General features: G+C 72.8%; 10 protein-coding genes. 4 read left to right on the forward strand and 6 right to left on the reverse strand.

What is annotated here, in order from left to right; translation table 11 throughout:
* The first annotated feature begins 46 nt into the window (after positions 1-46).
* Positions 47-736 (forward strand): hypothetical protein, encoded by a 690-nt coding sequence (locus EBO15_RS27830; protein WP_147481676.1) that lies wholly within the window; start codon positions 47-49, stop codon positions 734-736.
* Positions 737-825: 89 nt separating this feature from the next.
* On the opposite strand, the gene lysX is transcribed toward EBO15_RS27830, so the two are convergent.
* Complete coding sequence (gene lysX / locus EBO15_RS27835) at positions 826-4,125, reverse strand: bifunctional lysylphosphatidylglycerol synthetase/lysine--tRNA ligase LysX (protein WP_122197416.1); 3,300 nt, start codon at positions 4,123-4,125, stop codon at positions 826-828.
* Positions 4,126-4,361: 236 nt separating this feature from the next.
* Between lysX and EBO15_RS27840 the strand changes: the two genes are divergently transcribed.
* From EBO15_RS27840 to EBO15_RS27850, 3 genes are all read left to right on the forward strand, one after another.
* Complete coding sequence (locus EBO15_RS27840; RefSeq protein ID WP_233616469.1) at positions 4,362-6,056, forward strand: serine/threonine-protein kinase; 1,695 nt, start codon at positions 4,362-4,364, stop codon at positions 6,054-6,056.
* 154 nt (positions 6,057-6,210) lie between these two features.
* Positions 6,211-8,001 (forward strand): serine/threonine-protein kinase, encoded by a 1,791-nt coding sequence (locus tag EBO15_RS27845; protein ID WP_122197418.1) that lies wholly within the window; start codon positions 6,211-6,213, stop codon positions 7,999-8,001.
* A gap of 77 nt (positions 8,002-8,078) precedes the next feature.
* Positions 8,079-9,779 carry a serine/threonine-protein kinase gene (locus EBO15_RS27850; protein ID WP_199744853.1) on the forward strand — a complete coding sequence of 567 codons (1,701 nt, stop codon included), beginning with the start codon at positions 8,079-8,081 and terminating at the stop codon, positions 9,777-9,779.
* 13 nt (positions 9,780-9,792) lie between these two features.
* Here EBO15_RS27850 and EBO15_RS27855 read toward each other — a convergent pair whose 3' ends face one another.
* From EBO15_RS27855 to EBO15_RS27875, 5 genes are all read right to left on the reverse strand, one after another.
* Positions 9,793-10,986, reverse strand: a complete 1,194-nt coding sequence (locus tag EBO15_RS27855; RefSeq protein ID WP_122197419.1) for a DUF6114 domain-containing protein — start codon at positions 10,984-10,986, stop codon at positions 9,793-9,795.
* A 7-nt stretch (positions 10,987-10,993) separates the two neighbouring features.
* Complete coding sequence (locus EBO15_RS27860; RefSeq protein ID WP_233616470.1) at positions 10,994-11,641, reverse strand: DUF6230 family protein; 648 nt, start codon at positions 11,639-11,641, stop codon at positions 10,994-10,996.
* Positions 11,642-11,818: 177 nt separating this feature from the next.
* Complete coding sequence (locus EBO15_RS27865) at positions 11,819-12,472, reverse strand: response regulator (RefSeq protein WP_122197420.1); 654 nt, start codon at positions 12,470-12,472, stop codon at positions 11,819-11,821.
* Positions 12,473-12,605: 133 nt separating this feature from the next.
* Positions 12,606-13,271 carry a response regulator transcription factor gene (locus tag EBO15_RS27870; protein WP_122197421.1) on the reverse strand — a complete coding sequence of 222 codons (666 nt, stop codon included), beginning with the start codon at positions 13,269-13,271 and terminating at the stop codon, positions 12,606-12,608.
* Positions 13,268-14,575 (reverse strand): sensor histidine kinase, encoded by a 1,308-nt coding sequence (locus EBO15_RS27875; RefSeq protein WP_233616471.1) that lies wholly within the window; start codon positions 14,573-14,575, stop codon positions 13,268-13,270. The genes EBO15_RS27870 and EBO15_RS27875 overlap by 4 nt, the downstream gene beginning before the upstream one ends.
* Positions 14,576-14,609 lie beyond the last annotated feature (34 nt).

Here is a 14,609-nt window from a genome sequence, read left to right on the forward strand (position 1 = left end):
TGTGCCGTAGGGTGCGCCACGACCGCATTCCGCTGGAGGACGGGGCTTGGGGTCTGTGGCGAGTTGGGACGCGGACGCGCTGGTCGGGCTGCGTGCGGCGGACTTCCGAGGGGACGGGGCCGCCGCCTTCGGCGTGCTCCGGAACCGTCCGCTCGGGCCCGTCCTTCAGCTCGCGGGAGACCTGCTCGCGGACGCGGTGCGCGAGGGCCGGGCGGAGGCCGCGCCGCTCGCCCGCGCGTGCCTGGACGCCCTGAAGGCCCGCGACGCCGCCGGTGACGCACTCCTGGCCGCGACCCTCCAGGAAGCCTTGAACGGGCACCCGCACGGCGACGGGCACCGCCACGGCGACGGGCACCCGCAGGACGACGCACGGCCCGTCCCCGTCGATCTGGGCGCCCTGGCCTACGCCCTCGCGGACGGCGACCCGATCACGATCCTCGACCTCCACACGGGCGACCTCCTCGCAGAGGACGAAGCGACCGCGATGGACGGCACAGGCCACCTCGTCGCCCTCTACCGTGACACCGCGTCCGCCCACCACGACATGCACGCCTTCGCCGATTCCGAGCCGAACACGCCCGCGCCCATGCAGACCGTCCGCGCCTACACGGACGCCCTAGCGGGCACGAAGCTGGAGTCCGCCTGGGACCTCTTCCGTGAGGAGCGGCAACGCGGACGCGCCCGGCAGTGGCTCGCCGACCACGGCCTCCGCCCCGTCCCCAGGCGCTTCCTCTAGCTCTGCGGAAAGAGTCCTGTGGCCACAAAGAAAGACCCCGGCCCGGATACGCATCCGGGCCGGGGCCGATCGAAGCTCCAGCGGGGGAGTTATAGACCGGGACGAACCAGGGGAAACGGGACGGTCTCCCGGATCGACCGTCCGGTGAGGGTGATCAGCAGCCGGTCGATCCCCATGCCCATGCCGCCCGCCGGGGGCATCGCGTACTCCAGGGCGCGGAGGAAGTCCTCGTCCAGCTCCATCGCCTCGGGGTCGCCGCCCGCGGCCTGGAGCGACTGCTCGGTGAGCCGCTGCCGCTGCAGGATCGGGTCGATCAGCTCGGAGTAGGCGGTGCCCAGCTCCAGCCCGAAGACGATCAGGTCCCACTTCTCGGCGAGCCGCGGGTCCTTGCGGTGCGGGCGGGTCAGCGGCGACGTCTCGGCCGGGAAGTCGCGGACGAAGGTCGGGAACATCAGCTTGCCCTCGACCAGCTCCTCGAACAGCTCCTGGACGATCCGCCCCTGCCCCCACTCCGGCGCGTACCCGAGGTCGATCCGGTCGGCCAGGGCCCGGACGGCCGGGAGCGGCGTGTCCGGCGTGACCTCCTCGCCGAGCGCCTCCGACACCGAGCCGTAGACGGTGATCTCCTTCCACGGCTCGCCGAGGTCGTGCTCCACGCCGTCCCGGACGATCACGGTCCCGCCCGTCGCGGCCAGTGCGGCGTTCACGACGAGATCGCGGGTGAGGACGGCCATCGTGTCGTAGTTCCCGTACGGCTGGTACGCCTCGAGCATCGTGAACTCGGGGTTGTGGGTCGCGTCCACGCCCTCGTTGCGGAAGTTGCGGTTCAGCTCGAAGACCTTGCCGACGCCGCCGACCAGCAGCCGCTTCAGGTACAGCTCGGGGGCGATCCGCAAGTACAGCTGCATGTTGTAGGCGTTGATGCGGGTCGTGAACGGACGCGCCGTCGCCCCGCCGTGGATCGGCTGGAGCATCGGCGTCTCGACCTCCAGGTACCCGCCCTCGCGGAGCGTGTCCCGGACGGCCGCGACGGCGTCGCCGCGCATCCGCAGCATCTTCCGCGACTCGTCGTTGACGATGAAGTCGACGTACCGCTGCCGGACGCGCGCCTCCGGGTCGGACAGGCCCGACCGCTTGTTCGGCAGGGGCCGCAGGCACTTGGCGGTCAGCTTCCACTGGGACGCCAGCACCGACAGCTCACCGCGCCGGGACGTGACGACCTCACCGGTCACGCCGACCTGGTCGCCGAGGTCGATCAGCCGCTTCCACTGCTCGAGCGGCTCCTCGCCGAGGTCGTCCGCGGTCAGCATGACCTGGATGTCGCCCGTCTCGTCCCGCAGCCGGACGAAGACCAGCCGGCCGTGCTCGCGGGCCAGGACGACACGCCCGGCGACCGCGACCCGCGCCCCAGTGTGCGTGTCCGGTGCGAGGCCGGGGTGCGCGGCGAGGACGTCGGCGACGTAGTCGGTCCGCTCGAATCCGAGCGGGTAGGGCTCCATCCCGGCCTCGCGGATCTCGGCGAGCTTGGCGTGCCGCACCCGCTCCTGCTCCGACAGGCGCCGCTGCGGGGCGCGCCGGGACTCGGCCGCCTCCTCGATCTCGGAGATCTTGGAGACCAGCTCCGGCGTCGGGACGCGGTTGGCGGCCCGCTCCAGCTTGATCCGGTTCAGCGACGGGACGAACCCCTCGGCGCGGGCGTAGGCCAGGCCGAGCCGCACCAGGTCGCGGGACTGCCGGTAGCAGATGAACCGTGGACGCCAGTGCGGCAGGTACTTGGCGTTCGACAGGTACAGGGACTCCATCTGCCAGAACCGGGACGCGAACGACAGCAGCTTGTAGTAGAACCGCGCGACCGGGCCCGCGCCGATCTGCGAGCCGCGCTCGAACGCCGACCGCAGCATGGCGAAGTTCAGCGAGAGCTGCTGGGCGCCGACCGCCGCGGCGCGTTCGGCCAGCTTGGCGACCATGAACTCGTTCAGGCCGTTCTCGGCGGCCCGGTCGCGGCGCATGAGGTCCAGCGAGAGCCCGGCCCGTCCCCACGGGACGAACGACAGGAGCCCGCGCAGCTCGCCCTTGGCGTCGAACGCCTCGACCATGACGCAGCGTCCGTCGGTCGGGTCGCCGAGGCGGCCGATGGCCATCGAGAATCCCCGCTCGGTGGCCTCGCCGCGCCAGGCGTCCGCGCTGCGGATCAGCTTGGCCATCTCCCAGTCCGGGATCTGCGAGTGCCGCCGGATGCGCACCGTGTACCCGGCGCGTTCCACCCGGTGGACCGCCTGCCGGACCTGCCGCATCTCGCGGCCGTCCAGGTTGAAGTCGGTGAGGTCCAGGATCGCCTCGTCGCCCAGTTCGAGGGCGTCGAAGCCGTGCCGGGCGTAGATGTGGGCGGCGCGCTCCCCGACGCTGACCGCCCCCGGGATCCAGGAGTGCGTGCGGCACTCGTTCAGCCACGCCTCGATCGCCTGGTCCCACGACTCGGGGTCGCCGAGCGGGTCGCCGGACGCCAGCGACACCGAGCCCTCGACCCGGTAGGCGATCCCGGCGCGGCCGTTCGGCGCGAGGATGAAGTCCTTGTCGCGGCGCAGCGCGAAGTAGCCGAGCGAGTCCTGCTCGCCGTACTCGGCCAGCAGGCTGCGGGCGGAGAGCTCCTCCTCGGGGCTGAGCACCGCGTCCCGGCGTCCGGGCCGGAACAGGGCCCACATGGTGACGATCAGCAGCCCGGTGCCGAGCACCCCGATGATCACGTCCACCCAGCCGGGCACCTTGACGTTGATCGGCTCCCCGGTGATCCCCGCACCGAGGACGGTCTGGAGCACCACGTACCAGGGGTGCGTCCAGAAGCTGCCCTCCGGGTCCTCGTCGGTGACGGTGACCAGGAACGTCCCGATGCCGCCGCTCAGCACCAGCAGGACGGAGAAGACCACGGCCGCCAGGCGCCGGTTGGCACGGTCCGGCAGCGAGGTGAACTGGCTGCGGGACGCCAGCGCCAGCCCGAGCACCACCATGTACGCGCCGGTGGTGACGACCTCCCCGAAGGCCGTCGGCTGGCTCGGATCCAGCGCCGTGTGCAGCAGCAGCGCCACCGAGAACGCGGTGTACAGGCTGAACAGCAGCACCAGGACCCGCCAGGCCGCCTTCTTCCGCCGCCTGATCCCCATCGACAGCAGGATGAACAGCAGCCCCCACGGGATGCTGGGGAAGACCGCCAGGTAGTAAAGCCATCTCAGGGCCCAGATGTCGGCGAGTCGGACGATGAGGTCCGACGACAGCCAGGAGAGGATGGACACGATCCCGGAGAGCCGGGTGTACCAGAAGAAGACGGTGGGCGCCGCCTCCACGAGTCTTCGCCAACCGGTGCGCAGGCTCCCCGTTTCGCCTGTTGCCGCCATGGTTCTCCCGTTCAGGACTGTCGGATTGTAGGGATATTTGTACCGGGTGACGCCTTACGCACGCCTACCGCCGACGATAGTCACCATCCCGTCCGGTCTGTCCCTGATGTCCGGCGGGTAGGGTGACGGTCGGCCCGGCGGATCCGGCGGGTTCGATGCGGGCGTCACCGGCGGGTGAGAGGATCGTTCGCGGGCCGGGTCCAAGATTGTCATCAAAAGTCGATATGGTCGCGGATATGCCACAGGAGACCACCGGGGAGCGGTTGCTCGCCCGCCGCTACCGCCTGGTGACCCAGGTCGGTCGTGGTGGCATGGGAACGGTCTGGCAGGCCCATGATGAGGTGCTCGGCCGGGACGTCGCCGTGAAGGAGGTCATCCTCCCGCATGGTCTCACCGACGAGGAGCGCTCCGTCCAGTACAAGCGGACCTTCCGTGAGGCCCGCACCGCCGCCCGCCTCGGCCACCCCGGCGTCGTCACCGTGTACGACGTCGTGGAGGAGGACGGTCGGCCCTGGATCGTCATGGAGCTCATCCACGCCCGCTCCCTCGACCAGGTGATCAAGCAGGAGGGCGCCCTCCCGCCCAAGCGGGCCGCCGACATCGGCCGCCAGATGCTCGCCGCCCTCCACGCCGCGCACGACGCGGGCGTGCTGCACCGCGACGTCAAGCCGTCCAACGTGCTGGTCGCGAGCGGTGACCGGGCCGTCCTCACCGACTTCGGCATCGCCACCGCCGCCGGTGACGCGACCCTCACCCAGACCGGCCTGGTCATGGGCTCGCCCGCCTACATCGCGCCGGAGCGCGCCCGCGGCCGCACCGCCGGCCCCGCCTCCGACCTCTGGTCACTCGGCGTGACCATGTACGCGATGGTCGAGGGCCGCTCCCCGTTCGAGCGCAACGAGCCCATGGCCGCCCTGGTCGCGGTGATCTCCGAGGAGCCCGACCCGCCGACCCGCTCCGGCCCCCTGACCCCGGTCATCGAGGGCCTGCTGCGCAAGAACCCCGACGAGCGGATGGACGCCATCGAGGCGGGCCGCGTCCTCGACGACATCGTCCGCGCCCCCACGGTCGACACCCAGCGGACCATCGCCGTCGAGTACACCGAGGCGCCCCCGCCCGTGGCCCCGGCCCCGGCCCCCGCGCCGCCGGCCGAGCCCGAGCGCACCCACCTGACCCCGTCCGCCGAGACCGCCGCGTCCCCGGAGCGCCCGGCGAACCGCCCGCAGCTCCCGCAGCTGCCGCCCGCCCTCGCGGGCGTCTCCGCCCGCCGCGCCCTCCTCGTCGCCGCGATGGTCATCGTGATCATCCTGGCCATCACCGGCATCGTCTGGGGCGCCACCCGCGGCAAGAGCGAGCCCAAGACGTCCGGCCCCCCGTCCCACCCCGCCACCCAGACCCACGCGACCACCCCCACCACCCCGGTCAGGACCGCGTCGTCGTCGAGCACACCCCCGGCGTCCACGGGCGTCCCGGCGGGCTTCCGCACCTACAAGGACCCGCAGGGCTACTCCCTGCCGATCCCGCAGGACTGGAGCAAGCCCGAGCACAAGGACGGCGGCGGCGGCTGGTTCTTCTACTCGCCGGACCGGCAGACCTACATCCAGGTCGACCGCGCCGAGACGGCGGACACCAGCGCCCTCCAGGACTGGAAGGACCTCGAGCCCGCCCGCAGGCACGTCTTCAAGGGCTACGACCTGATCGCGATCCGCCCGGTCCACAACGGGAAGCCCGTCAGTGACCCGACCGGCGTCCGCTCGGCCGACTGGGAATGGACCTTCGACGGCCGGGGCGGCCGCATCCACGCCCTCAACCGGGGCTTCGTGATGCGCGGCCACGGCTACGCCATCGTCCTCTACGCCCCAGACAAGGGCTGGTCCAAGACCTGGACCGACCTCCAACCCGTCTACGCAGGCTTCACCTCCGAGAAGTGACGTCTCCGGTCCTCGCGGAGGAATCGGCGATTCCTCCGCGAGGACCAAGGGCGGAGGTCCCGGCCCGTTCACGGCGGATTTTTCCGTGTTCGGGCGGGCATGGAAGGGCGGCGGTTCGCCGATCCGTTACCCGTTGTCGGTAAAGTCGCTGCTCATGGCGGAGGGTGAAGTGACGGGACCGGGGACCGACGTCCCCCTCGCTGGCCGGTACCGGCTGCTGTCCGTGCTGGGCAGGGGCGGGATGGGGACGGTCTGGCGGGCCACGGACGAGACGCTGGACCGCGAGGTCGCGATCAAGGAGATCCGGCTGCACCCGTCGCTGACCGACGAGGAGCGCAGCACCGCGTACGCGCGGATGATGCGGGAGGCGCGGGCGTCGGCGCGGCTCGGGCATCCCGGGGTCGTGACCGTCCACGACGTGGTGGTGCACGACGAGCGGCCGTGGCTGGTCATGGAGCTCGTCCCGGCGCGGTCGCTCCAGGACGTCATGGACGACGACGGTCCGCAGCCGCCGCAGCGGGTCGCGGCGCTCGGACGCCAGCTGGCCGCGGCGCTCCGGGCCGCGCACGCCGTCGGGATCCTGCACCGGGACGTGAAGCCCGCCAACGTGCTCGTCACCGACGAGGGACGGGCCGTCCTCACCGACTTCGGCATCGCACAGCTGTCCGGGGACGCGACGCTCACCCGGACGGGCATGGTCATGGGCTCGCCCGCCTACATGGCGCCCGAGCGGGTCAAGGGCGAGGCGGCGGGCCCCGCGTCGGACGTGTGGGCGCTCGGCGCGACGCTGTACGCCGTGGTGGAGGGGCAGGCGCCGCACCACCGCAGCGACGCGATGGCCGTGCTCGCCGCGATCATGACGCTGGACGCGCCGCCGCCGCGCCGGGCCGGGGCCCTGGCGCCCATGCTGACCGCGATGCTCGACCGCGAACCCGGACGGCGTCCGAACATCGACCAGGTGGAGCAGGAGCTCGGACGGGTCGCCGCCGGAGGCGGTCCCGCGGCCCCGCGGGGAGGCCAGGCGCCCGCACCGGCGGCGCAGGCGTCCGTCCCGGCGGCTTGGAACGAGCAGGTGCCCCGGGAGGCGTCCGTCCCGGCCGCCTGGAATGAGCAGGTGCCCCGGGAGGCGGCCGCGCCCGCGGCTTGGAGTGAGCAGGCGACGCATGCGTCCGCGCCGGGTGGCTGGAGTGAGCAGGCGCAGGTGCCGGGTCCGCCGGTCTGGGCGCCCGAGCCGGCCACGCGGCAGGTGGCCGCCCCGGGCGGTGGCACGCATCAGGTGGGCGCCGCCGACGGCGGCACGCAGCGGGTCGAGGCGCGTCCGGGTGGAAAAAAGGGCGGTGCCTCGGGGCCGGTGGCCCTCGGGCTGGTGGGCCTGCTCGCTCTGGCGGTCATCGGCGGGGTGGGCTACTACTCCTTCGGACGGTCCAAGGACGAACCGTCCGTCACGTCCCCGTCAAAGGCGGGGGACACGACGAATCCGCCGAAGTCCCATAGCCCGGCACCCGTCAAGCCGCGGCCCTACAACCAGCCGCCCGGAACGACGATGCAGAACGTCGGCGGCCTCCGTCTCGCGGTCCCGAGCCGGTGGAGGCGCCAGGACGCCAAGACCTTCATCGACCCGACCACGTCCAGCTACGTCCAGGTCGACGACAGGTTCTGGGCGGGCACCCCCGAGGCGCACTGGCGGACCTGGACCCGCGACCCGAACACCGCCAAGGCCCTGAACGGCTTCAGCCAGATCTCCCTGGTGCCGGCCACGGCCAGGAACGACCAGCCGGCGTCCGACCTGGAGTTCACCTGGGTGCGCAACAGCGAGGTCTCGCACGCCCTGGACCGGGGTTTCCGCAAGGCGGGGCAGCCCTACGCCGTCATCGTCGTCGCGCCGGAGCGGCGCTGGGAGGCCATGCGTCCCGTGCTTCGGCAAGTGCTCGATAGCGCCGGATAATGCTGGTCCAATGAACCGGGGGGCGCCACGGAGCGTCCCACTCAGCAGCATTTGCTCCGACGGGGGACCATTTGGTCATGGGAGAGGGACGTCTGCTCGCGGGCCGCTACCGGCTGGACGCGGTGGTCGGTCGCGGCGGCATGGGCACGGTGTGGCGCGCCCGGGACACCATGCTCCACCGGGAGGTGGCGGTCAAGGAGGTCGTGCTGCCGCCCGGGCTCGCCGACGACGAGCGCGCCGTCCTGTACGAGCGGACGCTGCGCGAGGCCAGGGCGTCCGCGCGGCTGAGCCATCCCGGCGTGGTCGTGGTCCACGACGTCGTCGAGGAGGACGGCCGGCCGTGGATCGTCATGGAGCTGCTGCTGGCGCCGTCGCTGCAGGACGTCCTCGACCAGGAGGGCCCGCTCGCGCACGCGCGCGTCGCCGACATCGGGTTGCAGATGCTCGGGGCGCTGCGGCACGCGCATTCCAAGGGGATCCTGCACCGGGACGTGAAGCCGTCGAACGTGCTGCTGTGCGACTCGGGACGCGTCGTCCTGACGGACTTCGGCATCGCGCAGATGGAGGGGGACGCGACGCTGACCCAGACCGGGCTGGTCATGGGGTCGCCCGCGTACATCCCGCCGGAGCGGGCGCAGGGGGCGCGGGCCGTCCCGGCGTCCGACCTGTGGTCCCTCGGCGCGACCATGTACGCGGCGCTGGAGGGCAAGTCGCCGTACGAGCGGTCGGACGCGATGGCGTCGTTGCAGGCCGCGCTGCTGGAACCGGTGCCCCCGGCGCGTAACGCGGGCCCGCTGCGGCAGGTCCTGGACGGCCTGCTGGCCCGGCAGCCGATGCACCGGATGAGCGGCGAGCAGGCGGAACCGCTGCTCGCGCGGGTCGCGGCGGCGTCCCCGGCGTCCCCGGCGTCCCCGGTGTCCGTGGTGTCCGTGGCGCCCCCGGCGGCCGGGCCGTCCGCAGGGATCACGCTCAACGACGACGTCCGGACGGTCGCGGACGGCCCGGGGGAGACGATCACCGACCCGGCCGACCACCGGCTGGCGCTGCGGCAGGAACCGGCGTCCGCGCCGCGCGACCCGGTGCCGGCGGGCCGCGAGACGCCGCACGTTCCGCTGGCCCGGACGGCCCCGGACGAGCCGTCCACGAGGCCGGCTCCGAAGGCGTCCGAGACGATCCAGCGGGAGCCGTACACGCGCGTCCCGGTGGCGCCGTCCACCGCGCCCGCGGAGGGACGCCGCCGCCATACCGTGCTGGTGACGATCATCGTGCTGCTGGTCGTGGGGGCCGTGCTGGCCGCCGCGTACCTGATCCGGCAGAAGGTGACGGCCACGGACGCGCGGGCGGGCTACAAGACCTTCAGCCGGGACGGGTACAGCGTGGCGCTGCCGCAGGACTGGCGCTGGGCCGACTCGGTGGACAAGCTGCCGCAGATCGAGTCGCCCGACGGCGCCTCGTTCCTGCTGGTGGACACCACCCCCTGGATGATGGACGCCGCGACGCCGGCCCTCCAGGCCAAGCGGACGAGCGGGCAGGCACCGGGGTCGCCGCGCCTGCCGAACTACCGTCCGATCGGCCTGACGAACCTGACGTACCAGGGCGTTCCGGCGTCCGACTGGGAGTTCACCTTCGCGCGCACGGACGGAAAGGTGCACGTGGTGGACCGGTTCGTCCAGCTGAAGGGCCGTCCGTACGCGCTGTACTTCCGGACGCCGGAGGCGAACTGGGCGGTCGCCGCGAAGATCCGTGGCACGATCTTCGCCACCTTCAAGGTCGGCTGACCGCCCGGTCCGCTCAGGCGTTTCCGATGGAGAGGCCGGTGGCGCGGGCGTCGCGCGCGCTCACCGAGGGCTGCTCCGACACCACGTCCGTCATCGTCATGATGGGGAGGACGAGCGGCGGCGGGCTCTCGGGCGTGAACGTGAGCGGGATCCCGAGCAGCTTGGACGACATCTTCGTCGTGTACATGACCACGTCACCGGTCAGGGTGAGCAGCGGCGTGGTCATGGCGGACGCCGCCGCGCCGTGCCGGACGGTCTGGTCCACGTTCTTGAGCACGGCCTTGTCCATGCTGAACTTCAGGGCCTTGACCGTCCCCTGGCGGGTCTGGAGGTCGGCGACGCCGTCGTAGCTCAGTCCGGTCATCGCCAGCGAGCTCGCGCGCAGCGTCGAGAGGTCGCCGTACATGCCGGAGGCCGATCCGGCCGACTTCGCGTCGGGCTTCGCCGTCGGCGAGGCGCTCGGGCTCGGGGACGCACTCGGGCTCGGGGACGCGCTCGGCGTCCCCGGCTCGCTCGGTGTCGCACTCGGGGACGCGCTCGGCGTCGAGGTCGGAGACACCGACGGACTCGCCGACGGGCTCGCCGCCGCCGACGGCGGGGCCGACGAGGGGGACGGGCTCAGCAGGTTCCCGCCGAGCAGCGCGGGGGCCGCCGCGATCGGCAGGGCGATGCCGAGGATCCGTCCGCCGCGCGGGGCCGCGTGCGCGCCCCTCCGCGACTCCTGGACGGCCTGGGGCCTGGCCTCCACAAGCGGGGCCGTCTCCAGGGCGTCCGCGGGGACGGCGCCCTCGGCCTCAGGGGCAGTGCCCTCGGCCGCAGAGACGGCGGGCCGCCGGTCGCGGTGCCCGCGCTTCTTGACGCCGGGCGTCCAGGCGAACCCGAGCGCGCCGCCGAGCAGGCCCAGCAGCATGCCGAGCAGGAACCCGCCGAAGTTGGACGTCAGGAACGAGCCCAGCGCCAGCAGGACGGCCAGCACGCCGAAGAACGCGCGCTGCGCGGGCTGGAACCAGAGCAGGAGCCCGGCGACCACGAGCAGTGCGCCGAAGAGCCAGCTCGCGATCCCGGCCATGCCCTGGTGGATCACGATCGGCATCGGCGCCAGTGGAATGGCGATGATCTCCAGGCCGCCGAGGACGGCGAACAGACCGCCCCAGAAGGGACGCGTGCGCCGCCACCGGCGGAACCCGTGCGGAGTCGTGGAACTCATGCGCGCCTCAGAAGCACTCGTTGCCGAGCTTCATCGAAAGGTGGTTGAGCTTGAACGTGCCGGCGGTGGTGGCCCACGCGACCTGGCGGACGTTCTTCAGGTGGACCTCGTCGGCCTGCTGGCCGAACATGCCCTCGCCGGCGCGGCCGAGCGCCTGGGTGTTCTTGTCCATCGTGGACGCGTCGCGCCCGATCTCGATGTTCCTGAACTCGGCGTCGGCGTCGAGCTGCTCGACGTCCAGGGTGAGGTCGGTGGCCTCGACGGGCTTGCCCGCGTCGCCGGCGGTGAGCCGCAGGACCACGCCCGGCAGCACCTTCACGGACTGGCACATGTTGGTGATCTTGGCGTTCTTGATGCCGGAGATCTGGACCAGGTGCTTGGTCCCGTTCTTCTCGGCGTCGGCGCCGCCGTACTGGACGAAGCCCGTGCCGTCGAGCGAGTCGGCGTGCACCTTGAAGCTGCCACCGGAGACCGCGAACGAGGAGGCGAGGGCGCCCTGCGCGGTCATGAAGACCAGTGCTCCGGCGCCGACGGCGGCGGGCGCGGCGAGGGCGGCGAAACGCTTCCAGCGGACCTTGCCGAGGGCGGCCTCGGAGGAGTCGGACATGAAGCTCTCCCAGGGGGGCGAGGGGATGAGGGGGTTGAAACCGGTCATCTGGTGACGATCGTCACCTCGGTGACTCATCGTGCAAGTTACCCTCAAGTACTTACTTGCTCAAACCCGGGTCCGGAATCCGAAGGTAAAAACTCACGCCCGCTGACCTGGGGAATTATTCGATTGATCGTGTAATAGCGGTCGCCGGGGACTTCCGGGACCCACTACCGATAGTGATCACCTTCGGTGCCCGGCGCCCTCGCGGAGTAGCGGATCGAGCGCCTGGCGCAGTGCCCGAACCTGCGCGCAGAGCGGCGATTCGTCCGGATCCAGGTCCTCAGCGAGCGACTCGATCTCGCGCAGCCGCGCGTCCACGAGCTCCAGCCGCGCCTCCGCCGGAGTCGCGGCCGGTGCGGGCGCCAGTGCGGGCGCCGGCGCGGGCGTCGGGGCCTCGCCGGCGGCCATCACGGCGGCGCGCAGCAGGTCGGTCTGGCGGAGCAGATCGCGCTGGTGCCGGTCCAGCTCGGCGAACGCCGTCACCTTGGCGCGCAGCAGCCACGGGTCGAACGGCTTGGTCAGCAGGTCGGCCGCGCCGACGGCGTACGCGCGGGGCGCCAGGTCCGGGGCGTCGCTGGCGGTCAGGAAGACGATCGGGACGTGCCGGGTGCGCGGACGGCTGCGGATGTGCCGCGCGGTCTCCAGGCCGTCCATGCCCGGCATGACCAGGTCCATCAGGATGAGCCCGAAGTCCCCGTCGAGCAGCGCGCGCAGGGCGGCCCGGCCCGAGTCGGCGCACACGACCTCGACCGGCAGCGCGTCCAGGACGGCCCGGAGCGCCACCAGGCTGTCCGCCCTGTCGTCGACCGCGAGGATCCTGGTCACGTCGGCCACGCCAACCCTCCGAGCTCACCTCTCAGCCTGAGCCGTCCACCCCCCGACTCACCATCGCACGTCCGCACTCTCGGCGACAGAGGAACGTCGCAGAGTGAGAATTCCCCTCCGGGGCCGGGCGCCGGGCCCGGCGTCAGGTCAGCCAGCCCGGCCGGACGAGCCCGGACTCGTAGGCGTGCACCACCAGCTGCGCCCGGTCGCGCGCGCCGAGCTTCACCATCGCCCGGCTGACGTGCGTCTTCGCGGTGGCCGGGCTGACCACCAGGCGGCCCGCGATCTCCTCGTTGGACAGGCCCTCGCCGACCAGCGCCAGCACCTCGCGCTCCCGGCTGGTCAGGTCGTTCAGCCTGGGTGACACGTGCGCCGGACGCGTCCGCGAGGCGAACTCGGCGATGAGGCGCCGGGTCACCCCCGGGGACAGGAGCGCGTCGCCGCCCGCCACCACCCGCACCGCGTGGATCAGCTCGACCGGCTCGGTGTCCTTGACCAGGAACCCGCTTGCGCCGCCGCGCACCGCCTCGAAGACGTACTCGTCGAGCTCGAAGGTGGTGAGGATCACGATCCGGACGTCGCCCATCCGCTCGTCGGACGCGATCCGGCGGGTCGCCTCCAGGCCGTCCAGGCCGGGCATCCGGATGTCCATGAGGATCACGTCGGGGCGCAGCCGCCGGGCGTCCGCGATCGCCTCCTGGCCGTCGCCCGCCTCGCCTACCACCTCGATGTCGGGCTGCGCGGCGAGCAGCGCCCGGAAACCCGCCCGGACCAGCGCCTGGTCGTCGGCCAGCAACACCCTGATCATGTCCGCTCCTCCTCGGCGTCGATCGGCAGGACGGCCTCCACCCGGAACCCGCCGCCGGGTCGCGGCCCGGCCCGGAACGAGCCGCCGAGCGCCGCCGCGCGCTCCCGCATCCCGCGCAGTCCCGCGCCGCCTCCCGGCCGTTCGCCGTCGTCCTCGCCGTCGTCCCTGCCGTCGTTCCTGCCGTTGTGCTCCGCGCCGCCCGCCGGGGCGCCGCGTCCATCGTCCTCCACCCGGACGGTCAGCCGGTGCTCGCCGTAGTCGATGTGGACGGTGACGGTCACCGTGCCGGGTCCGCCGTGCCGGGCCGCGTTCGTCAGCGACTCCTGGACGATCCGGTACGCGGCCAGGTCGCACGCGGCGGGCAGCGGCCGGACGTCCCCGCTGGTCCCGGCCTCGACCCGGAGCCCGGCGGCGCGGGCGCGGGAGGCCAGCTCGTCCAGCCGGGCCAGCCCGGCCGTGGGGGAGCGCGGCGCGGACTCGTCCTGCGCGCGCAGCGCCCCGATCACCGACCGCATCTCGGTGAGGACCTCCTTGCTGGCCTCCTTGATCGCGGTGAGCGCGGCGCGCGCCTCCTCCGGATCGTCGTCCAGCAGGTGCAGCGCGACCCCGGCCCGCACGTTGATCATGGAGACGTTGTGCGCCAGGACGTCGTGCAGCTCGCGCGCCATGCGCAGCCGCTCCTCGCTGGCCTGCCGCTTCTCCCGCTCGGCCCGCGACCGCTCGGCGGCGGCGGACCGCTGCGCCCGCATCCGCATCAGCTCGCCGGTGACCAGGACGACCAGCACCCAGGCCAGGGCGAACAGCATCCCGGCCGCTTCCGGGCGCGGCACGGGGAAGGTGTTCGCCGACGTGCCGCGCTGGTCCGGGTCGATCCCGACGAGCTGGGCGACCCCGAAGTAGAGGCCGAGGCCGCCGAGCGTCCCGGCCCAGGCGATCCGCCGGTGACCCGCGTACAAGGCCGCCAGAATCGCCACGAAGGCCGCGAAGGGCACGGGTCCGTACGGATAGCCCCGCAGGAAGTAGAAGCCCGTGATCAGCCCTGTGGCGGCCAGCGTGACCACCGGACGACGGCGGCGCAGCAGCAGGACGGCCGGACCGCCGGCGACCAGCGCGAACGCCAGCGCGTCCAGCGACGTCGCGGGCACCGCCCAGTCGTCGTGGCGCCAGTGGCGGTGCGCCGCCCCCGCCGTCCCGGCGACCTGGAACAGGGCCAGGAACACGGGGACGACCCAGACGGGCCAGGACGCCGGACGCAGCCGGGGCCCGTCCCGCCGGGACACGGCGGACGGTGCGGAGACGCTCACCCCGGCACACTAGGACGGCCGCGCCCCGGCCCGC

The organism is Actinomadura harenae (assembly GCF_003696215.1).
GTDB lineage: Bacteria > Actinomycetota > Actinomycetes > Streptosporangiales > Streptosporangiaceae > Spirillospora > Spirillospora harenae.